Genomic DNA, 23,625 nt, shown 5'->3' on the forward strand with positions numbered 1-23,625 from the left:
GGGATCGATACGATGGGCAGCCCTTACGCATGGCGCCGGCGTTCATGCGGCCTGCAACGCGGCGGAGCCGCCGGGCAGGGACTCGGGGACCTGGCCCTCGTCGTCCTGGCCGATGACCAGCAAGGGATGCGAGGTGTAGCCGCGCACCAGTTCGGAGTACGCCATCACCGGCAGGTCGATGTCGTGCCGCAACAGATGCTGGCGCAGGTAGCGCCGGATGTCGGCGGCCACCATCAGCACCGGATGCGCCGTCTCGGGCAATGCCGCCACGGCCGGCTGCAAGCTGCGCACGACTTGCGCAGAGAGATCCACGGGCAGGCCGCGGCCTTTGCCTTCCCCGAGCTTCAAGGCATCGCGGATGGCAAGCTCCAGGGGGCGCGACAGCACATAGGCGGCGATGGTGTGCTGCGCATCGGCATGCTGGTGGCAAAGCTGGCGCGCCAGGGCCGCCCTCACCCGCTCGCTCAGCACATGCACCGCGGCGTCGGATGTGCCGCCGGTGCCGGCCTGCACCAGGGCTTCCAGCACTGCCCGCAGATTGCGCACCGAAACGCGCTCGTCCAGCAGGCGGCGCAGTACGTCGGCGATGCGCTGCACCGGCATCACCCGCAGCGCTTCCTTGACCAGTTCGGCATGGCTGTGTTCCATCACGGCGAGCATGTCGCGCGTTTCCTGGATGCCGACGAAATCCGGCGCATGGCGCAGCAAGGCGACGTGCACGTATTCGCCCAGGGCCTGTTCGGGGGTGGCGCACTGCGCGCCGGCTTGCGTCAGCGCGTCGCGATGCTCCTCGGGAACCCACAGGGGCTGAGCCTGGTGCACCAGCGGCGTGCCGCGGCGGCCGGGCACGGCCAGCGCCTGCGCGGGCGCGGCATCGCCGCGCAACATGAGGTGCCTGTCCGGCAGGATGCCGCCGGCCACCGGCACGCCATCGAGCGAAATGCCGAAAGCCTGCGTGTCCAGGCGCGTATCCAGGGCGAAGCCGGCATCGGGCAAGGGCACGCCCAGGGCATCGCGGGCACTGGCGCTGGCATAGGCCAGGCTCTCGCGCAAGCGCTCGGCGGACAGCCTCTGCGCCGCCTGGGGATGCAGGCAGAGCATCAGGCGCCCTTGCGGCGCGTCTTCCCATTGCGAAGCGGGACGCGCCGGCAGCGAATCGGCCGCGACCTCCTCATCCGGGCCAGGCGCCGGGGCCGGTTCGGCGGGCTCGGCCTGCTGCGATGGCTCCTGCAGGCGTTGGCCCCGCCGCCACAAGGCATAGGCCGCCAGGCCCGGCACCAGGGCAATGCCCAGAAAGACGTGCGGCGGAAAACCCGGCACCAGGGCCAGCACCGCCAGCATGGCCGCGGTCAATCCCAGGGCCCGGGCATTGTTGCCCATCTGCTCGACGATCTCGGCGCCCAGGTCGCGATGCCTGTCGGATGCCACGCGGGTCACCGCGATGCCCGCGGCCACCGCCGTCAGCAGCGCGGGCAGTTGCGCGATGAGGCCATCGCCCACCGTCAACAGGGAATAAGTGCCCACCGCATCGCCGAAGGACATGCCGTGGCGCAGCGTGCCGATGACGATGCCGCCCAGCAGGTTCACGCACAGGATGACCAGGCAGGCAATGGCATCGCCCTTGACGAACTTCATCGCGCCATCCATGGCGCCGAAGAGCTGGCTTTCGCGCTCGAGCCGCGAACGGCGCGCCCGCGCCTCGGCCTGGTCGATGTCGCCGTTGCGCAGGTCGGTGTCGATGCTCATCTGCTTGCCGGGCATGGCATCGAGCGAGAAACGGGCGCCTACCTCGGCCACCCGTTCAGCGCCCTTGGTGATGACCACGAACTGCGCCACGGTGATGATGAGAAAGACCACCAGCCCGACCACCACGTCGCCGGCGATGACGAACTCGCCGAAGGCCGCCACGATCCGTCCCGCGTCCGCGTCCTTCAGGATCAGCCGCGTCGTCGTGATGGACAGGGACAGGCGAAACAGGGTGCTCAGCAGGATGACCGGCGGCAGCACCGAAAAATCGACCGCTCGCGCACTGTAGAAGGCCACGACGAGGATCAGCACGGCGAAGGCGATGTTCAGGCTCACCAGCACGTCGACCGCCTGCGTGGGCAAGGGCACGATCATCATGGCCACGGCCAGCAGCAGGAAGGAGGCGACGATCACGTCGCTGCGGCGCCCGGCCTGGCGCGCCAAACTGTTCATCAAGGTCAGCATGTATCGTCCTCGTCTGGCAAGGCGCGCGCCAGCGCGTCGCGGGCAGCCTCGCGATCGCCCAGCGCCAGCCAGGCGCGGGCGCGCAGCCGCTCGATGCCGGGGGTCTCGCCGTGCAGACGCGCCAGGCGCTGCGCGGCTTCCAGCGCCCGCGCGCCGTCGCCGGCACGCGCGAAGATGTCGGCCAGGCCATGCAGCACCGCGGCGTCGTCGGGCTGCATCTGGAAAGCCACCAACTGGTAGACCAGGCCGCGCCGCGCCTGCCCGCTGCGCGCCAGCAGCGCGGCGCGCCGGCACAGCCATTGCAGGCTTTGGGCGTCGCGCGCGACCTGCCCGGCCGCCGCCGGCGCCGCCATGGCCGGCATCTCGCCGGCCGCCGGGCCGCCGGCGCTTGCGGGCGTCGGTTGCGGAGCCGGTACGGTCATGCCGGGCTTGCCTCCTCTTCGGGATCGGACTCGGCCGACAGGACGCGGCGGTGATGATCCATGTCCTCGGACAGCAAGGCGGCCGCCAGCGCACGCACGTCCGCGGGCAAGGCCAGCCGGGGCAGCACGGTGTCGATCAGATGCTGCAGGATCTCGACGTTGCCGGCCGTCTGAGCCAGCGCGGTCTCGGCCGCTGCGCTGGCGGCGGCCCCTTGCGCGCCCGCGGCGCGCGGCGCGCGGCCCGCCCGGGCAGGCCGCCGTGGCGGCGTGCGCGGTTGCGCGGCCTGTGCGGCCTCGAAGGGTTCACGCGCGCGCTGCGTACCGTGCTCGCCTTCGATACGCCATGGGTCTGAACTGGCACGATCTACGCGCATCGGAACAGGCCGGGACCCGTATCAGAGCTGCAGGGTATGTTCGCGCCCGCCCCTGGCGAGCACGATGCCCTTCGCGTCGATGCGCTTGAGCACCCAGCCATCGGACAAGGCGGCGCCGGGGTACAGGCGCTGGCCGCGGCCATCGATGAGGTAGGGCGACTCGCCCAGCCACACCGCGCGCACGCGCACCTGGGGGAGCGCCCGCGTGGCCTGCGCCTGCACGGTGCTGTGCAGGATGCGGCGGGCGCCGTAATGCTCGTCGAACCACGCCTGCACCGCGCGCCAGCGCGGCATGTCGGTCTCGGGCAATTCACCGGAGACGCGCACATAGCCCGCCTGCGAATGCACTTGCAAGCCATGCAGGTTCTCTTGCCGGATGCGGGCCTGCAGCGCGGCCAGCGGCGAAGCCTGCGGGGCGTCGGCGACCGCCGCGACGCTCGGCGAAACGGCCTGATCGCGTTCAGCGGCCGTGCGCGGCCATTGCGCGGCGTCCAGCTTGTTGGGCAGACGCGAGGCGTAGGCGTCTGTGCCGCCGCCCGAGAACCCGGCGTAAGCCAGCGCCGCCATCGCCGCCGGGGCGGCCAGCATAATCAGCGCAGCAGGCGGCGACCACACGCGCCGTTCGGCGCGGTCCTGGGGATAGGCGACGCGTACCTGCGTCTCGCCCAATGCCAGCGACACGGGCAGCAGGCAGCGGCATCCGGTCCCCCTGGGCAACTGAACGGCCTGGCGGGCGGCCTCGCGCACCACGACAGGCTGGCCCAGCGCCTCGACGTTGGCATGCTTGCCGTCGATGCGGATCACTGCGTGGCACGGCGCAACGTGCTCGTCGCGCAGCACGAGGTCGCAGTCCAGGCTACTGCCCAGTTGCCAGCGGCCCGGGCCCAGAGGCGCGCTGGCGCCGGCCTGCGAGCCGTTCAGGACATCGAGAATGGGAAGAGGAGCGGCGGAATCAGCCTTGCGCACGATAGTGACCTTGCGAAAGCATTGGATGACGGAAGAGAGGGAACAACAAAGAGAAAAAGGGGCCGCGCGCGAGACGCAGGCCCCTCATGGCTTAGTTCTGCGGACGCTGCTTGGCGGCGTCGAGCTCGGCCTTCTTCTCGGTGGTGATCTCGGTCACGCGGGCCGAGGTTTCGATGGCCTTGTCAAAGGCCGCTTCCATCTTTGCAATGGCGGCGTCGGCACCGCCGGAGACGGGAGGAACGTTGCTCATGAAACTCTCCAGAAAAAGATAAAGAAACACAGGTCGGCACGACCCATCCGTGCGAGCCAGCAAGCGTTGCCAGTACAACTTCCCGCTGCCTTGCACGCCATGCATTCTTGTCGCGCGCGATGACCTGGAAGTGACAGTTGTGAAGAGTTACTAAATGACTCGCGTTGCCACGAGAAGATCCGCCACCTGCCTGAAGAAGCGCTCTGGCAAAGGCTCTCCAGGCACCGTGCTGCGTGCGATGGCGGATGCGAGATCGGGGGAACGCACGCGCGCGATACCTTGCGCGGCATCGCCATGCCAGGCCTGCGCGGACCGCTCCGGCGGCGCGATGAAGACGATCACCGGCACCTTCGTCTGTCCTCTTGCATAGCGCACACCCACGACCCATCCCTGCTCGCTGCCGATGATCAGGGACGCGTGCTCAAGGCCGCGCACGCTCGCCGACGCCTGCGACTGGCTGCGCTGGCGCTGCCGCTCCTTGCGTATCTGCGGCGAACCCTCAGTATCCTTGCGCTCGCGCTTCTGCTCGCTGTGGGTCATGCGCATGTCGCGCGCGAACAGCCAGTGCTGGATCAGCAGATCGACCAGGCCCGTGGCCAGGAAAGCCAGCACCGCCGTGATCGCCAAAGGATGCAGCAGCACCTTGAAGGCCGCATAGATACAGCCGGCGCCGCACTGCGGGGCGGCCAGCAGCAGGGGCAGGCTGTGCCGGTACACCAGCACGAAGGCCGCTCCCAGCACCAGCAGCTTGAACAACGACTTCAGGAATTCGACGACGTTGCGCAGGCTGAAGACCCGCTTGAAACCGCTGGCCGGATTGATGCGGTCCACGTCGGGCTTGACGGGGTCGGCCGAGAACACCAGGCCGCGCAAAATGGCCAGGTTGCCCACGAACACCACGGCCACCGTCGCCAGGACCAGGGGCAGGCCCACGGCGGCCAGCGTCTCAATGGCTTGCGCCGCCAGGGGCGGCCATGCCAGCGCGAAGGGCGGCGCGCCCGGGCCATAGGCGCCGGCCGCCGCGTCGAGCAGGCCGCGCACGCGCGCCACCGCATGCGCGGACGCAAAACCCAGGAACACCGTGCAGGCCAGCACCACCAAGGCGGTGACGAAGTCCTGGCTTTTGGCGACCTGGCCCTTGCGCCGCGCATCGCGCAGCTTCTTGGCCGAACCCGGTTGCGACTTCTCTTCGCTGCTGCTCTCGCTCATGCTCTAGCACATGGCGCGCATGCCCGCAGGCTACTCCATCTGGGTATCGAGATTGGCGCCATCGCCGTCGTAATCATGATGGTCGCTCTCATCGACCAGGAAGCCTTCTTCCAGGTAGTAGTTCACCTCGTCCTCGCGGTAGCTGAAGATGCTCTGGTCCTCGGGCGCATCCCGCTGGCCGTAGTTGTAGATGTAGGACTCCAGGAACTCGTACTTCTTCAGTCCGTTCTCCGACAGCAGTCCTTCGCCGTCGGCCCAGGTGAACAGCTGGTTCAGATCCTCCTTGTTGGCGTTCATGGCCTTGCGGTTCTTCTCGTCGTAGTAGATGGAGAAGAAGATGGTCACCACCGACAGCGCGGCCCCGACCCAGAACAACGGCGCCGTGAACGCACGCGCGGCGGTCAGGCCCGCGGAGGTGGCCCCGGACGAGATCCCGCCCAGCGTGGTGAATCCGCCCGCCGCGATGGTGATGGCGCCTTCGGCCTTGGCCACCGGGTCGCCGTTGGCCTTCTGCAGCTTCAGGGCGCCGATCACCATGTCGGCCACGCCGCTGAACGTGTCCGCACCGATGTTGATCACCTTGAGCACGCTGGAAACGGCGCGGGTGCCCGGCGTTGCGCCCTTGATGCCAGAGTTCTTCTGATAGCCGTCGGTGATGCCCTTCTCGATCTTCTTGTACTCGTCCTCGCTCAGATTCAAGGTCTCGCGCAAGCGGTCCTTGTCAGCCTCGGGCGCCTCGTCGATGATCCGGGCGAAGGTCTCGGGCACCTCGCTCGGATGCGTGCCGATGGTACGCGGGCCGGCCGGCTTGCCTTTGCCGAAAATCTCGGGAAAGCTCTTGTCCAGCGCCAGCACCTCGACCAGCGTCGGCGCCTTGGGCGTGCCCTCGGGGGCCTTGCCCTTGTCCGATCCCGCCACCAACATATCCCGGATATTCGCCCCCAGCGTCGTGAAATGCTGGAACGCGCCGAAGAATCCCACCAGGTCCTTGGCGATGGCCAGGCGCTCTTCGGGCGTGTCGGCCAAAGTGCCGCCCTTGCCCACCGCCTGGTAGATGCCCGACGCCAGCGAGATCAGCCCGCCCATCGACCCGAGCATGCCCATCTTGTTCATCTCCGCCAGGGTAGCCCTCATGGAGCCGTCGGACAGCTCGTCGAGCGCCTTGTACTTGCCGTTCTTGAGCAGGTCGTCGATATCCTTCTGCGTGATGTAGCCGTTGGTGTTCCACTTGTCGCCCAGTTCCTGCAGCGCCTTGTTGAAGTCGCTGGCCTTCTGCTTGTCTTTCAGGAACTCGTTGACGAACTTGTCGATCGACTCGACGGTGCGGCGCGGCAGATCGACGCCGAGCTTCTTGAGCGCAGTCAGGAACAGCTTGGTGGCGTCCTGGGTGGCCAGCGCCTGGTTCTCTTCGCTGACCAGCGTCGGATCGCCCACCAGCTTGTCGATATCGACCAGGGTGGAATGGAACTGGATCGACTGAAGGAACTCGTCGGCCTTGGCCTGGTCGATCGCCGCCAGAGACTGATAGGTGCGCACGATGTCGGCCTGCGCCATCGCATCCTTGCGCTGCTCTTTCAGGTCGGCGATGTAGCGAACATAGTCTTCGCTGAATGCGCGATCCTCGATGCGCTTGAGCGCGTCCTTGTCGGCGACCGACTCGATGGCGCGCTTCTGGTGCTCGGCGAAGTCCTTCTGCACGGCCTCGGTGCCGAACATCTTCTCGATGTAGGCCTCGATGTTGCCGCCGTCGATGATGGGCTTGATGTCCTCGGCAGTCACTTTCTGCAGGTCCAGTCCCACACCGATGTCCAACGACGTCATGTCCAGGCCGTTCTGCCCGGCCGCCTGCAGGCGCAGCGCCATGTACAGCTTGAAGCGATCATCGTCCTTGCCGATCTTGCCGCTGTCGATGTCGCTCTTCCACTGTTCGACCAGCGTCTTCCACGTCAGCTCGCCCACGTTCAGCGTCTTGCCGTCCTTGTCCTTCTCCGTGGTTTCCATGCTGGCCACGTCCAGTTCGTCCAGCTTGGGCAAGTCGTACTCGCCACGCAGATCATCCAGCTCGTCGGTGCGGTGCTCCACCGCCAGGCCGCTGGCCTGCTGGTAAAGCTCGGGCGTCAGGGCCTCGACCACGATGTACTTCTTCACCTTGTCGCCATCCTTGATCTCGATGCGCACGGTGCCGGGCGCCAGTTCGTCGGGCGGGCCGGTACGCGCGACGTTCTCGATCTTCAGGTCGTCCTTGGCCACTTCGTAGCCCGCGTCCTCGCTCTCCTTGATGGCGTCTTTCACGTCCTTGGTCTGCGTCAGGCCTTCGAACAGCGTCGGATTCAGCGTCTTGCTGACGGTCAGCGTCCCGCCGTCCTCCAGCTCGACCTTGAGCACGCCGTCGGCCACCTGCTCCACGCTCTTGACCTCGTCGAAGCCGGGCTGCGGCGTGTTGGCGTCGGCGATCTTGCCATCCTTGCCGGCGCTTTCCTCGATGGCTTCCATCGCGGCCTCGTCTCCGCCCAGCTCGTGCAGGTCTTCCAGGTATTCGTACAGCTTGGGGTTGGTCTCCTGCGAGACGGCGACCTTGTTGCCGTCGTGCTCGTAGCGGATGACGCCCGGCGCCGCCTCGCCCGGCGCCTCGACCGTGGTGCCCAGCACCGGCGGCCACTTCTCGTTGTCGGTGGCGATGCGGTGCCCCTCGTAGACCTTGCCGGCCTGCTCGGCCGCGGCAAAGGCTTCGGGATTGGTGCTGCGGGCGACCACGTGCTGCTTGCCGTCCAAGGTATAGACGATGACTCCCTGTCCGGCCCGGCTGGTATCGACCTGCTCGATCTCGGCGATGGCGGGCGGCTCGGCATCTTCCTTCACGCGGACGGCGCCGTCGCCCGCTTCCTTCAACGCCTTCATCGTGTGGTAATCGGCCACGACCTGCTCGTACAAGGCCGGGTTGGTCGAGCGCAGCACGATCACCTGCTTGCCGTCGCGGCCCCGGTACACCACCGTGTCATTGGCCGTTGAGTTCGGATCCATGATCTGGTCGTACTCCTCGAAAGCCGGCGCCTTCTCGCCCGGTTCCGCATTGCGGGGCGGCGTGTCGTCCTGGCGGCGGATGTGCGTGACGAGCTGTTCGAACATGAACGCCAGCGGCGATTCGCCGAGATCGAGCTTGGGATCGTTGGATACGGTGCTCATACTGTCCTCTCGAAGATTGCGGTGAAAACGGCGCCGGCCCTCGGGCCGGCACGCTCGGGGTACGGAATGCCGGCATCGCCGGCGCAGGCGGCCGTCAGGGCGGCGCCTGCCCGGCCAGCCATTCGGTCAGCCCGGGCGTGCTGCCCAGGGCGCCGACCATGTGCGGCACCAGGAAAACCAGGTACAGCACCATGAGCACGGCGAAGATCAGGTTCTTCACCGGCAGGGAAAGATCGAAGACGTGCAGATTGGGCGCCATGCGGGACAGGTAGGCCATCATGATGTCGGCCACCAGCACCGCCACCATCAATGGCGCCACCATCATCACGGCCAGGCCCATGACCTGGTCGAGCAAGGCCACCAGCGCCAGGGCCATGGGCGGTGTCAGCACCGGCGCGTAGCTGTCGGCCGGCCACGGGCCATAGCTCTGGTAGAAGCCTTCGAGCATCAGCAGAAAGCCGCCCGACATGAAGAACAGCGCCGCCAGCAGGATGATCAGGAGCGTGGCGCTCACGCCGGACTCCGCTTGCGCCAGCGGATCGAGCAATTGCGACATGGTCGAGCCGCGCTGCAGGTCGATGAGTTCGCCCGCCGCTTCGGCAGCCCAGAACGGCACGCCGAAGATCACGCCCAGCACCAGGCCCACCATCGTTTCCTTGATCAGCAGGCCCGCCAGCATGAGGCCGCCCGGGGCGTCCGCGCCCGCCATCCAGGGCAGGAGCGCGGGCGCCACCGGCACCGCGATGGCAAGCGTCACGGCCGAGCGCAGCAGTCCGGTCATGCCCAGGCGATTGAACACGGGCGTGATGAGCACCATTCCCATGGCTCGCGCCATGCCCAAGGCCAGCGAGGCCACGGCCGGATAACCCAGTGCGAACCATTGGGTGAGAAAGTCCGTGTCCATGGCGGCTTACCGTGTCCATACCGCGAATCCGTCGAGCACACGGTCGGCCAGGCCGGACACCTGTCCGGCCAGCAGCGGCACCGCGACGATCAGGAGCACCAGCACCGCCACCAGCTTGACGGCCTGCGGCAGGGTCTGGTCCTGGATTTGCGTGAGCGCCTGCAGCAGGCCCACGCCAAAGCCGATCACAATGGCCACCAGCAAGGCAGGCGCCGACAGCAGCAGCACCGTGAGCAAAGCCTCGTTCATCAGCGAAATGATCAGCGAGTCGCTCATTTCCGCCCCCTAGCCCGCATAGCTCGTGATCAGGCCGTGCATCAGCCTGGACCAGCCATCGACCACCACGAACAGGAAGATCTTGAGCGGCACCGAAATGAGCGTGGGCGAGACCATCATCATGCCCATGGCCATGAGCACGTTTGAGACGATCAGGTCGATGACGAGAAAAGGGATGTAGAGCAGGAAACCGATCTCGAACGCGCGGGTCAGTTCCGAACCCACGAAGGCCGGCACCAGCACGACCAGATCGTCGTCGCGCAGGTCTGCCCTGGCCTGTTCGGACCACAGCCCCTCGGTCGCGTTGAGAAAGAATTCGCGCTCTTCGGGCTGGGCATAACGCGACAGGTGCGCCTGCACGGGGCCTCGCACGCGGTCGGCGATGTCTCGCATGTCCTGCACCGACTCCAGCCGCGGGGGCGCCCCCTGGAACTGGTGGGATATCTCGCCCACCAGGGGCGCGGTCACGTAGCCGGCCAGAATCAGCGCGATACCGTAGAGCACCAGGTTGGGCGGGGTCTGCTGCACGCCCAGCGCATTGCGGATCAGGAACAGCACGACGGCGATCTTCAGGAAGCCGGTCATGGTCACCACCGCCAAAGGCACCAGCCCCACCAGCGCCACGACCAGGATGATGCCGGCCAGGCTCGGCTCGTACTGCGCCACCTCTCCCACCTCAGTCATGCGCGGCCAGCCTCACGATACGCACGCCCAACTGCTCGTCGATGCGCACCAGTTCGCCCTGTCCCACGCGGCGGCCGTTGACCTTCAGGTCTACCGCCTGCTGCGGACCGCGCGCCAGGGGCAGCACGCTGCCCGTCTGCAGGCTGCGCACCTCGGCCAAGGTCAGCGACACCTGGCCCACCTCGCAGACCAGCGTCAACGGCAGCTGCGCCAGGCTCTCGACATCGTCGTGCGGCGCGGCCGCCACGGCGTTTTCCATGGATAGGTCTCCTTCGTGCGCATCCAGCGGATGCAAGGGGGTGGCCAGAACGCATGCCTGCTCTTGCCAGCGCACGGCTGCCGCCAGGCGCGTCTGTACCACCAGGCGCATATCGTGCGTGGGCGCGCGCAGCAGCACGACATCGCCGGCGGCGAGCGACATGAGCTGGGCCACGGTCAGAACCTGCCAGCCGGCCTGCAGGCTGGCGGACAGAAGCAGATCGGCGAACGCTTGCGGATCGGGAGGCAGCGCGGGCAAGGCCGACAGACGTTCGCCCAGCGCGGCGGGCAGATCCAGCCACGCCAGCAAAGGCCCGTTCGGCTGCGCGGGCGTACTCCGCGGCGCCGGCCCGGACGCCCCGGCGGCGGACGCGAGCCCCGTCACCGTCACCGAAAAACGCGCCTGGCCGTCGGGCAGGCCGCCGTGGACGTCCGCCGCCGGCGCGGCCTTCGCCATCGGCAAGGGCGTCAAGGACTCGCCGGTGGCAGCCTCGACCTGCGCGGCCAGGCGATCCAGCAGGAACGCCATCGCGGTGTGACGCGAGGCGGCGCTGGCCGCTTGCCATGCCGCCTCGCCCGGCAAGCCGGCCACGGACAGCAAGGTGTCGAGCAGGACCGGCGACAGATGCAGGCGCAGCGGCGCTTGCCCCAACTGGTAGGCGAGCGTGCAGGTGCCAGCGGCGAGCCCGCCGGCTTGGCGGTCCCCGTCGGCGCGCGCTACGTGCAGTTGCACCGGCTGGCCACCCAGCACGGAGGCGACCGGCGCCAGGCGCGACGGCGCTCGCGCGCCGACCGCCGGGGCGATTTCATCCCACAGCAGCGCGTGGCATGCCGTCTCAATCCGCATGGCGCGCTCCCCTTGCCTCGTCCATCGCATCCTCCAGCCGGCGCTGCGCTCGCCGAGACCGCTGGCGCCTGAGCGCGTCGAGGGTTTCCTGCCAGGCATGCAGGCGCCGCTGCGCCTGCGCGTGGACGCCCGCCAGGCGCGCCAGTTCGGCGCGGGCCCGGGACAGCGCCTCGTGGTGGCGGGCCAGGGCCGCCTGCGAGGCCTCGGCCGTCCAGCGGTCGCGCTGCGCGGCCTCTTCTTCGGCCTGCACTGTCGCGCTGTCGAAAGGCGCGCGCATCAAGGCATGCCAACGGGCCTGCGCCTGCTGTTCGCGCTGCAGGCAGTCGCGCCGATGCGCCGCCTCGGCCTGGGCCAAGGCCTGCGCCAGGCGTTCGCAGCGGCTGGCGCATTGCTGCCGCTGCACGCGGGCAAGGTCTTCGTGGCGGGCGCGGCGCGCGTGAGTCGCCACGGCGGTCTGCCAGTCCAGGGTCATTGCGCCAGCTCCCGCAGGCGCGCTTGCGTGTCGGCATACTCGGCCCGCTCGTGCCGGCCCTGACGCAGGAAGCGCTCGATGGCGTCGTGACGCGCGATGGCGCGATCGGTCAGCGGGTCCACCCCTTCCGTGTACTCGCCCAGGCGGCGCAGCAGTTCCACCTCGGCGTACCGCGACATCGCATCGCGCAATGCCGCTGCCGCCTCGGCCTGCGCGCCATCGACCACCTGATCCATCAGGCGGCTGCGGCTGCGCAGTACGTCGATGGCGGGAAACCGGTTGCTGCGCGCCAGCTTCGCGTCCAGCACGATGTGTCCGTCGACGATGGAAGTAACCTCCTCGGCAATGGGATCGACTTCGCCATCGCTTTCGGTAAGGACGGCGTACAGGCCCGTGATGGAGCCCGCGGCGGCGGGTCCCGCGCGCTCGAACAGCCTCGGCAGCGCGGCGAACAAGGAAGGCGGATAACCCCGGCGGGTCGGCGGCTCGCCCGCCGCAAGCCCGATTTCGCGACGCGCGCGGGCATAGCGGGTAACGCTGTCCATCATCAGCAGCACGTCGCGCCCCTGGTCGCGGAAGTACTCGGCCACGCAGGTGGCGGTTTCCGCGGCCTTGACCCGCTCCATGGCCGGGCGGTCCGAAGTGGCCACCACCGCCACGGTGCGCGCACGCGCCCGCTCGGGCACGCCATCCTCCAGCCACTCGCGCACCTCGCGGCCACGTTCGCCGATCAGGGCCAATACGATGACGTCGGCCTGGGTACCGGCAAGGATGCTGGACAACAGCGAAGACTTGCCCGCGCCGGGCTCGCCGAAGATGCCAACCCGCTGGCCGCGCGCCACCGTGAGCAGGCCGTCGATGGCCCGCACCCCCAGCGGCAGCGCCGCGCGTATGCGCTGGCGCGACATGGCCGGGGGCGCCTCGGCATTCACGGCGCGGCGCTGCCCGCCGGGCACGGCCGCCCCGCCATCGAGGCGCTGGCCGAACGCATCGATCACCTGGCCGAGCAGCGCATCGCCCACCCGTACCGAAAACGCCTGCGCATCCCGCATGACGCAATCGCCCGCGCGCACGCCGTGCAGATCGCCGATGGGGGCCAGCAGTGCCGTGTCCTCATCGAACCCGATCACCTCGGCGGGAATGCCGGCCTGGCCGGCGTCGCCGGAGATTTCGCAGGCTTCGCCCAGCCTGGCGCCAGGCAGCCACGCACGCACCATCAGGCCGCGCACGCCCAACACGCGCCCGAGCAAAGGCCGGGTGCGCGCGCCCGCGACGCGCGCCATCAGGCTTTGCAGGGGATCTTCGGGCGCCGTATGCGCGCCTGCGCGGCCGACCGCGCTGCCCACCTGTCGCTGCGCGACCGCCTCTCCGAGGGAGGCTTCGCGCCCGGGACCGCCGTGCCGGCTCATGCCTCGGCTCCCGGATCCTGGAGCGCCTCGCGCAGGCGCTCCCATTGCGTATGCGGCGACAGCGCAATGGTGCCCAAAGGCGTGTCCAGAAAACACTGCGTGCCATCCAGCGCGGCGTCGCCGCGCAGCACCAGCGCCTCGGAGTCGAATGGCGCCAGGCGCGCCTGCACGGCATCGCGCAGCGCCATCGGTACGCGCAGGGTGGCGGTGTTGCCCGCGCGCAGATCCGCCACGGCCCGCCGCGCCGCGCCGGCCACCAGCGCGGCGGCGTCCAGGTCATCCAGTATCTGGCGCAGCGCCTGCAACAAGGCGGCCTGCAAACCCGGGACCAGCGTCTGCAGATAGCGCTCGCGCGCGGCGGCGGTCTGCAAGGCCAGTTGTGCGGCCGCTTGCGCGCCGGCCTGTCGGCCCGCCTCGAAGCCCGCCTGCCAGCCCTCCCGGCGGGCCGCCTCGGCGGCAGCGCTTGCCTGGGCCTGCGCCTGTGCGGCTTGCTCGCGGGCGCGTTGCAGCACTTCCTGACTCTCGTGCCAAGCCGCCGCGCGCTCGGCCCGTATGATGGGAGCGCCGGGGGGGTCGTTCCGGCTTGAACGGGTATCCGTCATGGCAGTTCCATTTCCTTGCCGGCCAGCATCGCCGCAGCCTGGCGCACCAGTCCGGCTGCCCTCTCCGCGCCCGGCAGGTCCGGAGCCGCCGGCGCCGCGCCCACCGGCCACTTCAAGGCCACCCAGCCGCGCAGCGGTTCGTCCAATGCTTGCCGCCATGCCAGCAGGCACCGCCATCCCATGTCATCGATGGCGCTTCGTATCGCCGCGGGCTCGCCGGCCTCCCATGCCGGCGACGGTGCCGCCGGTTCGCCGCTTTCGATGCGCCGGCCGGCGCGGACCCAGTCCCAGCACCGTTCGCCGCATGCCGCCTGCACGGCGCGCAACACCGGTGCGCGCAGTTCGCGCGAGAGTGCGTCGGCCCACCACAGCAGGCCGCAGGCGCGCGCGTAGGCGGGCCATTGCGCCGCGGGCAGCGCCACGGCGCCGACGTCGCGCGGATCCGGCTGCCATCCAGACATGGGAGCCAGGCCGTAGTGCGAGATCAAGGCGTCGGTCCAGGCGGCCGCGACGCGGGGCGTAGCCAGCATGCGCGCCAGCACCGCGTCGCCGGCCGGCGCCAGCGGCCCCAGGCAAGCCCGCAGATGGCTCGCGTGCACCGCCGGCAAAGGCGCCTTCACATGGGCCTGCCAGGCGGCGGGCCCGGCTTGCTGTCCGGCGCCGTTCATGGTTCAAGCCGGTAGAGCGCGGCGTCGCGCCGTCTGCGCAACGCATACCAAGTGGCCGCCGCGGCCAGCGCGCCGCCCGCCAGCATGCCCATGGCCAACAGCCAGCCCGCCCTGCGCGCGCTGCGGGCCGGCATGTCCAGCCCCAGGAAGCTGGCCATCTGGGGCAAGGGCGCCGCGGGCACGGCGGCCGCCGGCACGGAAATCACCGACACCCGCTCATAGTCCAGTCCCGAAATACTGCCGGCCACCAGCGCCTTGAGCTTCGGAATCAGGGAATCGATCTCCATGTCCGGCTCGTAGCTGATGAACACCGATGCCGACGACGGCTGGGCGCCGCGCTTGAGCATGTCGTTCTCGGGAATCACCACGTGCACGCGCGCCGCGCGCACGCCGTCCATCTGCGAGACCGTGTGAGACAGCTCCTGGCTCATGGCATAGATGAACTGCGCCCGCTCCTGCGTCGGCGAGGACACCAGGCCGTTGCTCTGGAACACTTCGCCAAGGGTCGCAAAGCGCTGCTGCGGCAGTCCCGCCGCGTCGAGCAGGCGCACGGCTTCGGCAAAGCGGCTCTCCTCCACGTAGAGCGTCAGGCCGCCGTCTTCGCCGGCACGCCGCTCGGCGGGGATGCCGTTCTGCATCAGCACCGCAGCCATGCTGTTGGCCTGGCGTTCGTCCAGGCCGGTATAGAGTTCGGTCTTGCACGCCTGCAACAGCAAGGTCGCCGCGATCAGCAAGGCCACGCGCCATGCGCGCCCCACCCGCAAGGCCATGCTACTGCCCCCTGAGCAGGGTATTGACCGAGCCCGCCATCTGCGTGGCGCCGCGCACCACCATCTGCGTCTCGATCGAATGATCGAACATGGCGTTCAGCGAATCGAGCACACGCTCGACCCGCAGGTCGCGCGGCCCGCCCTGCGCCGGCTCGGTGCGAGCCTGCGCAGACTGGGGATCGCGAGCGGCCTGCGCGCGTTCTGCGAACGCCCGCGAGCGATCCAGGAAGCCATCCAGGTGATCGATCAGCCCCTGCCCCAAGTCGCCCAGGCCCGCGCCTTGTTCCGCCCGGGCCTGCATCGCCATGGCTTCGAAGAGGTTTTGCGCGGATGGGTTGACCTGCTGCGCACCATCGGGCGGCAGCGGCGGCGGCAAGGGGCTGAATGCGGTTTCCATGGCTTTCCTATCTCGGTGCGGCTTGCTGCGGACTCAATCCTCGGACATGCCTTCGCTGAGGATCTCGTTGGCGCGCGGCATGATGATCATCTGTCCGGCCACGATGACCGCCCCCTCGACGAGTCGCTCGGTGAGCGCTTCTTCGCTGAGCGTTTCCTTTGCGTTGTCGACGGTGCTGTCGAACTGGGCTTGCTGTTGGCTGCCGGTGGCGGCGTTGGGATCGATGGGCGTGACGGCCATGCATTTCTCCTGGGGTGTAATGCGCCCGAGGGCGCGGAAACGATCAGCGGGGCAGGGACACGACCTGTCCGCCTGCGGAACCTCGAAAAACCTTGACCTGGTGGGCGCCGCCCGCAGCGCGTGCAGGCGCACGCAGGGCTTGCAAGGCTTGCAAGGCTTGCGCCACACGCTCTTGAAAGGGAGAAGGGCCGTGCACGATCAGTTGCGCCGAGGCGGCATCGGCCGAGACGGCCACACGGTTGCCCCGCGCGCGCCAATCCTGGGCGAATCGCCGGCGTGCCGCGGCATCCAGGTGCGCGGCGGGCAGCCATCGCGTCTGGTGTTCGCTCAAGGCGTACACGTGCAAGGTGCCGCCATCCTCGTACCAGCTCAGGCCGTGGGACAGGCTCAACTGCGCCAGGAACTCGCCGGCCTCACGCGCCCGCGGTCCGCCGCGCACCGTGCCTTTGACGGCTTTGGAGACGGTCACGGGCATGCCGGTGTTGCGTCCGAATTCCAGCAACACATCGCGCAGGTCCTGCTCGACGATTCGGTAGGCGTAGGGCTGCGATTGCCACGCCTGCTCAGCCAGCGCGGCGGGCGACGCCCCCAGGCCCAGGCCCAGGCCCAGCAAGGCCAGCATCGCGGTGAGCGGACCCAATGCGATCAGGATGTCATGCTCGCCATATCGCACTGCGCACCTCCCATCTGTTGCCACGCGGTGATTGTAGAAATGCGCGATGACAGCCCCGTTTCATCTGCGCCGCCGGCCGGCCCAAATTTGAAAGCAAAGACGCAGTCTGTATGAATTCTTTTCCGGCGCGCCGCAGCTGCAAACTAGGAGGGCGGCGGCGTGACAGAACGCGACGAAACATGTCTCGGCTTGGTCGGGATGTCTTTCGAGCGGGCCCGCCATGGTCGAGGTCGATGCGATGGGGGAACTCGCGGCGTTACGGCGATCTTTTTATCTGGTACGGCGGGCCGATGTGCCCCCTACAATCGGACAGTGACTACTGATGCGCCTTTGCCCATGCATTTTCCAACCGTCGCCTTGATCGGCCGATACCAGGCTTCCGGCCTGGAGACCATGCTCGGCGAGGCCGGCCGCACGGTGCTGATCGAGGCGGACATGGCTTGCAACACCGGCGCCCCGGGTTTCGACGCCGCGACCTAAGAGCCGCTCGGCCAGCGGGTCGACCTGGCCATCGTGGTCGGCGGCGACGGCACCTTGCTGGGGCGGCGCGGCAGCTACGAGGCCGATGATCGCATGCTGCTGACCGGCTGCGTGGTGCGCGGCGACGAAATCATGTTCCGCGCCTCGGCGCTGAAGGACGTGGTGCTCAACCGCGCGGGGCGCGACGGGATGATCGAGGTGCGCCTGGACGTCGACGGCACCTCTATGTACACGCAGCGGGCCGACGGGCTCATCGTGTCCACGGCCACCGGGTCGGCGGCCTACGCGCTGTCGGCCGACGGGCCCATCCTCCATCCCAGCCTCAACGCCATGCTGCTTGTGCCCGTCGCTGCCCAGATGCTGTCGCATCGTCCCATCGTGCTGCCTGACGACGCCGTGCTCGAGCTCACGCTCACGGCGATGGGCCGGGTCGACCACGGCGCCCGCGTGCATTTCGACATGCAAACCCTGGTCCGACCTGCAGCCCGGAGACCGCATCGAAGTGCGCCGCGCGCCCCACACCATCCGGTTCCTGCATCCGCTGGGCTACAGCTTCTTTTCCACCCTGCCGCGCAAGCTCTACTGAAACCGCCTGCCGAAGCAAACCAGCGAAGGAGCCGAGTGACCCCATGCTGCGCGCCCTGCACATCCGTGACATCGTCATCGTCGAAGAGGCGGAGATCGCCTTCAGCCCGGGCTTCACGGTGTTTTCCGGCAAAACCGACGCGGGCAAGCCCATACTGATCGATGCCCTGGATCTTGTTCCGGGCGGGCCGACGCCGGCATGCTGCGCGAAGGCACCAGACGGGCGAACATCAGCGCGGTGTTCGATGCCAGCGACGCGCAGCAGGCCTGGCTCGCCGAACGCGACATCGACGCCAGCAACGAACTGGGCGACCAACTGGTCGACATCCACGGACAGCACGCGCACCAGAGCCTGCTGCGCGCCGATGCCCAGCGCGATCTGCAGAATGCCAACGGCGACCATGCCGAACTGCGGCAAGCCGTGGCGCAGGCCTGGAAGGCGTGGCGGCAGACCGCCAGCCGGCTGGAAGCCGCCGAACGCGACGCCAGCATTCTGGCCACCGAACGCGACCGCCTGCAATGGCAGGCCGACGAACTCGACCGCCTGGATCTCTTAGGAGTGGGAAAGCCTGCATGCCGAACACGACCGCCTGGCCCACGCCCAATCGCTGTTGGAGGGCGCCCAGCAGACCCTCGCGGCGCTGGACGACGACGAAGACGCGCTACAGCCCAGGCTGACGGCCGCCACCCAGCGCATCGCCGTATCCGAGGCGATATCCGACCTGCGAAGCTACCTGGCCAGACTGGACCTCGACCCTCTGCGTCTGGCGCAAGTGGAGGATCGGATGGGTACCGCCTTCGACCTGGCACACCAGCTGCGCGTGGAGCCTAGCGCCCTGACAGTCCTTCGCGACGACCTGCACCAGCGCCTGCGCGAGATTGGAGAAGCCGCCTACCTCGAAACGCTGCGCCGCCAGTGCCAGCAGGCCGAGGCGGCCTTCCGGCAAAGCGCCGTGCAGTTGGGCGGCGCCCGCAAAAAAGGCCGCCAAGGACCTCGGCAAGCGCGTCTCCGATGCCATGCAGCAATTGGCCATGCAAGGCGGTAAGTTCGAAACGCAACTGCACGAATCGCCGTCGTCGGCCAGCGGGCTGGAGACCGTCGAGTTCGCCATCGCCGGGCACGCCGGCACCACGCCTCGCGCCCTGGCCAAGGTCGCGTCGGGCGGAGAACTGGCGCGTATCTCCTTGGCGCTGTCGGTCATCGCCAGCCGCGCCGCGCGGGCGCCCACCCTCATTTTCGACAAGGTGGACAGCAGCGCGGTGGCCGAAGTGGTCGAGCGCCACCAGATGCTGTGCTTCACGGGCCTGACCCAGTGGCCGCCTGCGTGGCCGTGCGCCACCGGGTCAGCAAGACCGAGGCGCACGGCGCAGGTATCCACGCCAGGCACGGCCAGCCCCCCGGCCCAGCCGGTGGCTCCAGCGCCCGTTGTGCGTGTTGGTGGTCATGCTCATGTGCCTCGGCTTCAGTGGTGCCTCACCTCGCGGAGTGGCCGGTCGTGGCTTGCCCTCCAGCATAGACCGCGATCAGGAGGGCGGGTTGCGGCTGGCAGAGCCGGGTCGGCCTGGGTCGCAGGGCGATTAGATTCTGCAATATAAATCAAACCTTATGCTACTTTCTCTGCACGTTCTTGCAATGGCTCTAGGGGCTGATTGGATTCCGTGTTATTTTTATAACATGGATGGAAATTCTCGGCACCAGGTAATCAAGCGGCTGCAGGCGGGACTCCCCCGCGGGGCGCCGTTCGACCTTGCCACCCTGAGCCAGTTCGGGGTGTCGCCCCAGCTCGCCGCCCACTATGCCGACGGCGGGTGGCTCGTGCGCCTGGCCCATGGCGTCTATGCCTTCCCGAACGATGAGTTCGGGGTCTACGGTGCGCTGAAGTTCCTGCAACAGCGCGTGCCCGGCCTGCACGTCGGCGGCAAGAGCGCCCTGGCCCTGCAGGGTGTGCGGCACAACCTGGGCAGCCGGGAGGCGCTGGTGCTGTGGGGCGACGGTCGCTTCGCGTTGCCGGCTTGGTTCACTTCGCGCTTTCCGGCCCGCTATGTCCACGCCCGCCTGTTCGACTGGCCGGATACGGCGCTGGCCAGCAAGACCCTGGCCACGCCGCCTGGCCTGCCCGAGGATCTGCGGGTGGCAGCCCCCGAGCGTGCCGTTCTGGAGCTGCTGTACGAAGCCGGCGTCAAGCAGAGCCTCGAAGAGGCCCGCAACCTCTTCGATGGACTGCGTTCCCCCCGCAAGGACGTGCTCGGGCAACTGCTGTCCTGCTGCGCCAGCGTGAAGGCCGTGCGCCTGTTCCTCACCTGGGCGCGCGAGACCAGCCTCGTGGATGTCGATGCCCTGCTGGAGCAGTACCCGGTTCGCACCGGCAGCAACACGCGCTGGATGAGCCGGCTCGATGACGGCACCTTGCTGAGCCTGAGACCTCATGGATAAGACCTACGCGGACACCGTTCGCCTGCTGCTGGCCGTCGCGCCCGACGTGTTCGCCAACGACATCTTCGCCATGAAGGGCGGCACGGCCATCAACCTCTTCGTGCGGGACATGCCGCGCCTGTCGGTGGACATCGACGTGGTGTACCTCCCGTGGCAGACGCCACGCGACGAAGCGCTGCAAGCCATCAACCAGGAGCTGGCCGCCATCGCCGCGCGCGTTGCACCACTGGGCGTGCAGACACGCCTGGTTCGCGCCAAGGACCTGGGGGACACCAAGCTGATCGTCGAGAACGACGCCAACCAGGTGAAGATCGAGGTCAACGTCGTGTTCCGAGGCAGCGTGCTGCCCGTCGAGCGGCGGCCGCTGAGCGCCAAGACCAGCGATCTGTTCGGCGTCGAGTTCGAGCTGCCGGTTCTGGCACCGGACGAGCTGTACGCCAGCAAGCTGGTGGCCGCGCTGGATCGGCAGCACCCCCGCGACCTGTTCGACGTGTGGCAGCTCTACGAATCGGGCGACATCAGCGACGGCATGGTCGAGTGCTTCGTGATCTATCTGGCGGGCCACAACCGGCCGCCCCACGAAGTGCTGTTCGGCAACGACAAGGACATCGCCGGCGAGTACGAGCGGGCCTTTGTCGGCATGACCGAAGTGGACTGCTCCCTGGAGACACTGCTCGACGCTCGCGCCAGGCTGCGGCGCGAACTGCCACAGCGACTGAGCACCGCGCACAAGCAGTTTCTGAGCGGGCTGGCGCGCGCAGAACCGGACTGGTCGCTGGTGCAGTGCCAGCACGCCGCGCAACTGCCGGCACTGCGCTGGAAGCTCGCCAATCTCGAAACCTTCCGCAAGCGCCGTCCCGACGACTTCACAGCGCAATCCGCCGCCCTCGACACCGGCTTGGGCCAGAGCTGACGAACATCCCGCAGCGCCCCACTTGCCGGGATTGCCCCATGCCGCATTCATCGTGGCACCCGCGCAGCAGCGGCCCTATACCCAAAGGCTTCCGACAAAGGCCAAAGGGCTGGGAAGGGGCAAAGGAAGGGCGCCAAGGGGAAAGGCCCTATCCTGAAAAGGCCAAAAGGCGCCCCCGAGCAGCCCGTCATCTGGGGTTCGCCATGCTCTCGCTGTTCCAGCGCAAACGGGTGCCACCCACCGCCGGCACGCCGCCCACCTCCGCCATCGAAACTCCGAAAGGGTCGATGCGGCCGGAGTCGGCCGCATCGCTGCTGGCCACGCCGCGTCGGCAGAAACTGCTGGAACACATCTGGCAGCGCACATCGCTCTCGCGCCGACAGTTCGCCACGCTCTACCTCGGCCCACTGGAGCGCTACGCCGAGCTGGTCCAGCAGTTCCCGGCTTCCGAGAACCACCACCACGCCTATCCGGGCGGCATGCTGGACCACGGCCTGGAGATCGTCGCCTATGCGCTGAAATTGCGGCAGTCATACCTGCTGCCTGCGGGCGTCACGCCGGAGGCACAGGCGGCCCAGGCCGAAGCCTGGACCGCAGGCACGGCCTACGCATCCCTGCTGCACGACATCGGCAAGATCGCGGTCGATCTGCACGTCGAGCATGCCGACGGCAGCGTCTGGCATCCCTGGCACGGCCCGCTGCGAAAGCCCTACCGCTTCCGTTACCGAAAGGAGCGCGAGTACCGCCTGCACAGCGCCGCCACCGGGCTGCTCTACGCGCGCCTTCTCGATCGGGACATCTTCGACTGGCTCAGCGGCTATCCCGACCTCTGGGCCGCGCTGCTGTACGTGCTGGCCGGCCAGTACGAGCACGCCGGCACGCTCGGCGAGCTGGTCGTGCAGGCCGATCAGGCATCGGTCGCCCAGGAGCTCGGCGGCGATCCCAGCAAGGCGCTGGCGGCGCCCAAGCATGCGCTGCAACGCAAATTGCTCGACGGCTTGCGCTACCTGCTCAAGGAAGAATTCAAGTTGAACCAGGCCGGCCCGGCGGACGGCTGGCTGACCCAAGACGCCCTGTGGCTGGTGAGCAAGACCGTCTCCGACAAGCTGCGCGCACATCTGCTGTCGCAGGGCATCGACGGCATCCCGGCGAGCAATACGGCGGTGTTCAACGTGCTGCAGGATCACGGCATCGTGCAACCGACGCCGGATGGCAAGGCGATCTGGAAGGCTGCGGTCACCAGCGAGGCCGGCTGGTCGCACGCCTTCACCTTCCTGAAACTCTCGCCGGCGATGATCTGGGATGCCGCCGACCGGCCGGCGCCGTTCGCAGGCCGTGTGCAGGTCGAAGAGGAACAAGCGGAGCCGACGCCGCAGGCGCCGGCGGTGGCCGATGGGCCGCGCGCGGAAGGCATCGAAGCTGCATCCGCGAGCACGGCGCCGGTCGCATCCGCAGCCATGGACACCGGCGTGGCCGCGCTGCTCGACCTGCTGGGCGACACCGCTCCACCCACGGCACCGGAGATCCCGAGTTCCCCTGTTGCCGAGCCCGAGCCGGCCCCTTCGACCGTGCCCCCGCCGCAGATGGGCCTCGCGCCTTCCCAGGATCGCGCGGAGCCCTCCGGGGCGCACTTCATGGCCTGGCTGCGTCAGAGCATCCAGACGCGCAAGCTCATCATCAACGACGCCAAGGCCCTGGTGCATACCGTCGCCGGTACGACCTACCTCGTCAGCCCCGGCGTGTTCCAGCGCTACGCGCAGGAGTACCTTCAAGTCGCCGCGCTGGCCAAGCAGGAGAAGCTGGAGGGGTGGCAGTGGGTACAGAAGCGCTTCGAGAAGCTGGGACAGCACCGCAAGCAGCCGAGCGGGCTGAACATCTGGACCTGCGAAGTCACGGGGCCGCGCAAGTCGCGCCGGCTGCACGGCTACCTGCTCGTCAGCCCGGATGCGCTGTTCCAGGAGACGCCGCCAGACAACCCATACCTGCGGCTCCTCAACGAGGCCGCAACGCGCGAAGATTCAGCCCTTGGGGGCAAGGACAACGACGATCAGGGGTAGGCGTGCGGCCGCTGCGCAGGCCGGCTTCAATCCGCGGATGGGGCCGACTCTGCCAGCTTGGCTTCGGTCAGAGTCATCAAGTGGGCGGAACTGCATTTCAGCGCACGGGCGATCTTGAGGATGAGGGGGAGCGTGGGGACATGCTCGCCGCGCTCGATCTTGCCCATGTGAGACCGCTCGATGCCGGCCATGTGAGCCAGCGTTTCCTGAGCGATACCCTGGTTGGTTCTCTCTTCCCGCACGGCAGCCCCAAACGCGATGGCTGGTTCCGCTTCGTAGGTAGTGGTGCCGGTGGGGCGGCCCCTTTGGATCGAACGCTTTGGCATTGCCAAGAGCGTCGA

The 23,625-nt window shown here is 68.3% G+C and carries 23 protein-coding genes and 2 pseudogenes; 5 read left to right on the top strand and 20 right to left on the bottom strand.

Annotation, left to right across the window (positions count from 1 at the left end; all coding sequences use genetic code 11):
• Positions 1 to 42: 42 nt before the first annotated feature.
• The 19 genes from sctV to CAL18_RS15795 form a co-directional block, all read right to left on the bottom strand.
• Positions 43 to 2,211 (bottom strand): type III secretion system export apparatus subunit SctV, encoded by a 2,169-nt coding sequence (sctV, locus tag CAL18_RS15720; protein WP_141217780.1) that lies wholly within the window; start codon positions 2,209 to 2,211, stop codon positions 43 to 45.
• Complete coding sequence (locus CAL18_RS19630; protein WP_141217781.1) at positions 2,205 to 2,633, bottom strand: tetratricopeptide repeat protein; 429 nt, start codon at positions 2,631 to 2,633, stop codon at positions 2,205 to 2,207. The genes sctV and CAL18_RS19630 overlap by 7 nt, the downstream gene beginning before the upstream one ends.
• Positions 2,630 to 3,007 (bottom strand): hypothetical protein, encoded by a 378-nt coding sequence (locus CAL18_RS15725; RefSeq protein WP_094818260.1) that lies wholly within the window; start codon positions 3,005 to 3,007, stop codon positions 2,630 to 2,632. The genes CAL18_RS19630 and CAL18_RS15725 overlap by 4 nt, the downstream gene beginning before the upstream one ends.
• Before the next feature lie 21 nt (positions 3,008 to 3,028).
• Entirely contained in the window at positions 3,029 to 3,973 is a 945-nt protein-coding gene (locus CAL18_RS15730) for a SctD/MshK family protein (protein WP_094818261.1), read from the bottom strand.
• 91 nt (positions 3,974 to 4,064) lie between these two features.
• Positions 4,065 to 4,223 carry a hypothetical protein gene (locus CAL18_RS19760; protein ID WP_170940375.1) on the bottom strand — a complete coding sequence of 53 codons (159 nt, stop codon included), beginning with the start codon at positions 4,221 to 4,223 and terminating at the stop codon, positions 4,065 to 4,067.
• A 150-nt stretch (positions 4,224 to 4,373) separates the two neighbouring features.
• Complete coding sequence (locus CAL18_RS15735; RefSeq protein ID WP_094818262.1) at positions 4,374 to 5,432, bottom strand: EscU/YscU/HrcU family type III secretion system export apparatus switch protein; 1,059 nt, start codon at positions 5,430 to 5,432, stop codon at positions 4,374 to 4,376.
• A gap of 30 nt (positions 5,433 to 5,462) precedes the next feature.
• On the bottom strand, positions 5,463 to 8,615 hold the full coding sequence (locus CAL18_RS15740; RefSeq protein ID WP_094818263.1) for a hypothetical protein: 3,153 nt from the start codon (positions 8,613 to 8,615) through the stop codon (positions 5,463 to 5,465).
• 94 nt (positions 8,616 to 8,709) lie between these two features.
• Positions 8,710 to 9,519, bottom strand: coding sequence for a type III secretion system export apparatus subunit SctT (gene sctT / locus CAL18_RS15745; protein WP_094818264.1), 810 nt, complete (start codon positions 9,517 to 9,519; stop codon positions 8,710 to 8,712).
• 6 nt (positions 9,520 to 9,525) lie between these two features.
• Positions 9,526 to 9,795: an EscS/YscS/HrcS family type III secretion system export apparatus protein gene (locus tag CAL18_RS15750; RefSeq protein WP_094818265.1), complete on the bottom strand. Its 270-nt coding sequence runs from the start codon at positions 9,793 to 9,795 to the stop codon at positions 9,526 to 9,528.
• 9 nt (positions 9,796 to 9,804) lie between these two features.
• Positions 9,805 to 10,479 (bottom strand): type III secretion system export apparatus subunit SctR, encoded by a 675-nt coding sequence (gene sctR, locus CAL18_RS15755; RefSeq protein WP_283163503.1) that lies wholly within the window; start codon positions 10,477 to 10,479, stop codon positions 9,805 to 9,807.
• Positions 10,472 to 11,584 carry a type III secretion system cytoplasmic ring protein SctQ gene (gene sctQ, locus CAL18_RS15760; RefSeq protein WP_170940376.1) on the bottom strand — a complete coding sequence of 371 codons (1,113 nt, stop codon included), beginning with the start codon at positions 11,582 to 11,584 and terminating at the stop codon, positions 10,472 to 10,474. The genes sctR and sctQ overlap by 8 nt, the downstream gene beginning before the upstream one ends.
• Positions 11,574 to 12,056 carry a hypothetical protein gene (locus CAL18_RS15765; RefSeq protein ID WP_094818267.1) on the bottom strand — a complete coding sequence of 161 codons (483 nt, stop codon included), beginning with the start codon at positions 12,054 to 12,056 and terminating at the stop codon, positions 11,574 to 11,576. The genes sctQ and CAL18_RS15765 overlap by 11 nt, the downstream gene beginning before the upstream one ends.
• Positions 12,053 to 13,465 (bottom strand): FliI/YscN family ATPase, encoded by a 1,413-nt coding sequence (locus tag CAL18_RS15770; protein ID WP_249278422.1) that lies wholly within the window; start codon positions 13,463 to 13,465, stop codon positions 12,053 to 12,055. The genes CAL18_RS15765 and CAL18_RS15770 overlap by 4 nt, the downstream gene beginning before the upstream one ends.
• Positions 13,462 to 14,067, bottom strand: a complete 606-nt coding sequence (locus CAL18_RS15775; RefSeq protein WP_170940377.1) for an HrpE/YscL family type III secretion apparatus protein — start codon at positions 14,065 to 14,067, stop codon at positions 13,462 to 13,464. The genes CAL18_RS15770 and CAL18_RS15775 overlap by 4 nt, the downstream gene beginning before the upstream one ends.
• Positions 14,064 to 14,735 carry a hypothetical protein gene (locus tag CAL18_RS19765; protein ID WP_170940378.1) on the bottom strand — a complete coding sequence of 224 codons (672 nt, stop codon included), beginning with the start codon at positions 14,733 to 14,735 and terminating at the stop codon, positions 14,064 to 14,066. The genes CAL18_RS15775 and CAL18_RS19765 overlap by 4 nt, the downstream gene beginning before the upstream one ends.
• The gene (sctJ, locus tag CAL18_RS15780; protein WP_094818269.1) at positions 14,732 to 15,505 is read right to left on the bottom strand and encodes a type III secretion system inner membrane ring lipoprotein SctJ; all 774 of its coding nucleotides are present in this window, start codon (positions 15,503 to 15,505) and stop codon (positions 14,732 to 14,734) included. Before sctJ ends, CAL18_RS19765 begins: the two co-directional genes overlap by 4 nt.
• Position 15,506: 1 nt before the next feature.
• The gene (locus CAL18_RS15785; protein WP_212589943.1) at positions 15,507 to 15,902 is read right to left on the bottom strand and encodes a hypothetical protein; all 396 of its coding nucleotides are present in this window, start codon (positions 15,900 to 15,902) and stop codon (positions 15,507 to 15,509) included.
• Between the two features lie 33 nt (positions 15,903 to 15,935).
• Complete coding sequence (locus CAL18_RS15790; RefSeq protein ID WP_094818270.1) at positions 15,936 to 16,142, bottom strand: hypothetical protein; 207 nt, start codon at positions 16,140 to 16,142, stop codon at positions 15,936 to 15,938.
• A gap of 43 nt (positions 16,143 to 16,185) precedes the next feature.
• Positions 16,186 to 16,815, bottom strand: a complete 630-nt coding sequence (locus tag CAL18_RS15795; RefSeq protein WP_094818271.1) for a hypothetical protein — start codon at positions 16,813 to 16,815, stop codon at positions 16,186 to 16,188.
• A 336-nt stretch (positions 16,816 to 17,151) separates the two neighbouring features.
• Here CAL18_RS15795 and ppnK point away from each other — a divergent pair.
• From ppnK to mobH, 5 genes and pseudogenes are all read left to right on the top strand, one after another.
• Positions 17,152 to 17,881: pseudogene (gene ppnK, locus CAL18_RS15800) on the top strand (NAD(+) kinase).
• Positions 17,882 to 17,924: 43 nt separating this feature from the next.
• Positions 17,925 to 19,250: pseudogene (locus CAL18_RS20055) on the top strand (DNA repair protein RecN); the annotation flags it as partial.
• A 305-nt stretch (positions 19,251 to 19,555) separates the two neighbouring features.
• The gene (locus CAL18_RS15815; RefSeq protein WP_162500941.1) at positions 19,556 to 20,314 is read left to right on the top strand and encodes a type IV toxin-antitoxin system AbiEi family antitoxin domain-containing protein; all 759 of its coding nucleotides are present in this window, start codon (positions 19,556 to 19,558) and stop codon (positions 20,312 to 20,314) included.
• Complete coding sequence (locus CAL18_RS15820; protein WP_094818274.1) at positions 20,307 to 21,227, top strand: nucleotidyl transferase AbiEii/AbiGii toxin family protein; 921 nt, start codon at positions 20,307 to 20,309, stop codon at positions 21,225 to 21,227. The genes CAL18_RS15815 and CAL18_RS15820 overlap by 8 nt, the downstream gene beginning before the upstream one ends.
• 203 nt (positions 21,228 to 21,430) lie before the next feature.
• Positions 21,431 to 23,284 carry a MobH family relaxase gene (mobH, locus tag CAL18_RS15825; protein ID WP_094818275.1) on the top strand — a complete coding sequence of 618 codons (1,854 nt, stop codon included), beginning with the start codon at positions 21,431 to 21,433 and terminating at the stop codon, positions 23,282 to 23,284.
• A 26-nt stretch (positions 23,285 to 23,310) separates the two neighbouring features.
• On the opposite strand, the gene CAL18_RS15830 is transcribed toward mobH, so the two are convergent.
• Positions 23,311 to 23,610 carry a helix-turn-helix domain-containing protein gene (locus CAL18_RS15830; protein ID WP_003282197.1) on the bottom strand — a complete coding sequence of 100 codons (300 nt, stop codon included), beginning with the start codon at positions 23,608 to 23,610 and terminating at the stop codon, positions 23,311 to 23,313.
• Between the last annotated feature and the right edge of the window lie 15 nt (positions 23,611 to 23,625).

It is taken from the genome of Bordetella genomosp. 7 (genome assembly GCF_002261415.1).
GTDB lineage: Bacteria > Pseudomonadota > Gammaproteobacteria > Burkholderiales > Burkholderiaceae_B > Bordetella_A.

Excerpts from the sequence above, each read along its gene's own strand:
- sctV (WP_141217780.1), bottom strand. The coding sequence starts at position 2,211 with ATGCTGACCTTGATGAACAGTTTGGCGCGCCAGGCCGGGCGCCGCAGC.
- CAL18_RS15815 (WP_162500941.1), top strand. The coding sequence starts at position 19,556 with ATGGATGGAAATTCTCGGCACCAGGTAATCAAGCGGCTGCAGGCGGGA.
- CAL18_RS15740 (WP_094818263.1), bottom strand. The coding sequence starts at position 8,615 with ATGAGCACCGTATCCAACGATCCCAAGCTCGATCTCGGCGAATCGCCG.
- CAL18_RS15785 (WP_212589943.1), bottom strand. The coding sequence starts at position 15,902 with ATGGAAACCGCATTCAGCCCCTTGCCGCCGCCGCTGCCGCCCGATGGT.
- CAL18_RS15765 (WP_094818267.1), bottom strand. The coding sequence starts at position 12,056 with ATGACCCTGGACTGGCAGACCGCCGTGGCGACTCACGCGCGCCGCGCC.
- sctR (WP_283163503.1), bottom strand. The coding sequence starts at position 10,479 with ATGACTGAGGTGGGAGAGGTGGCGCAGTACGAGCCGAGCCTGGCCGGC.
- CAL18_RS19765 (WP_170940378.1), bottom strand. The coding sequence starts at position 14,735 with ATGAACGGCGCCGGACAGCAAGCCGGGCCCGCCGCCTGGCAGGCCCAT.
- CAL18_RS15770 (WP_249278422.1), bottom strand. The coding sequence starts at position 13,465 with ATGAGCCGGCACGGCGGTCCCGGGCGCGAAGCCTCCCTCGGAGAGGCG.
- sctQ (WP_170940376.1), bottom strand. The coding sequence starts at position 11,584 with ATGCGGATTGAGACGGCATGCCACGCGCTGCTGTGGGATGAAATCGCC.
- CAL18_RS15775 (WP_170940377.1), bottom strand. The coding sequence starts at position 14,067 with ATGACGGATACCCGTTCAAGCCGGAACGACCCCCCCGGCGCTCCCATC.
- CAL18_RS19630 (WP_141217781.1), bottom strand. The coding sequence starts at position 2,633 with ATGACCGTACCGGCTCCGCAACCGACGCCCGCAAGCGCCGGCGGCCCG.
- sctT (WP_094818264.1), bottom strand. The coding sequence starts at position 9,519 with ATGGACACGGACTTTCTCACCCAATGGTTCGCACTGGGTTATCCGGCC.
- sctJ (WP_094818269.1), bottom strand. The coding sequence starts at position 15,505 with ATGGCCTTGCGGGTGGGGCGCGCATGGCGCGTGGCCTTGCTGATCGCG.
- CAL18_RS15820 (WP_094818274.1), top strand. The coding sequence starts at position 20,307 with ATGGATAAGACCTACGCGGACACCGTTCGCCTGCTGCTGGCCGTCGCG.
- CAL18_RS15790 (WP_094818270.1), bottom strand. The coding sequence starts at position 16,142 with ATGGCCGTCACGCCCATCGATCCCAACGCCGCCACCGGCAGCCAACAG.
- CAL18_RS15750 (WP_094818265.1), bottom strand. The coding sequence starts at position 9,795 with ATGAGCGACTCGCTGATCATTTCGCTGATGAACGAGGCTTTGCTCACG.
- CAL18_RS15725 (WP_094818260.1), bottom strand. The coding sequence starts at position 3,007 with ATGCGCGTAGATCGTGCCAGTTCAGACCCATGGCGTATCGAAGGCGAG.
- CAL18_RS19760 (WP_170940375.1), bottom strand. The coding sequence starts at position 4,223 with ATGAGCAACGTTCCTCCCGTCTCCGGCGGTGCCGACGCCGCCATTGCA.
- CAL18_RS15830 (WP_003282197.1), bottom strand. The coding sequence starts at position 23,610 with ATGCCAAAGCGTTCGATCCAAAGGGGCCGCCCCACCGGCACCACTACC.
- CAL18_RS15735 (WP_094818262.1), bottom strand. The coding sequence starts at position 5,432 with ATGAGCGAGAGCAGCAGCGAAGAGAAGTCGCAACCGGGTTCGGCCAAG.
- mobH (WP_094818275.1), top strand. The coding sequence starts at position 21,431 with ATGCTCTCGCTGTTCCAGCGCAAACGGGTGCCACCCACCGCCGGCACG.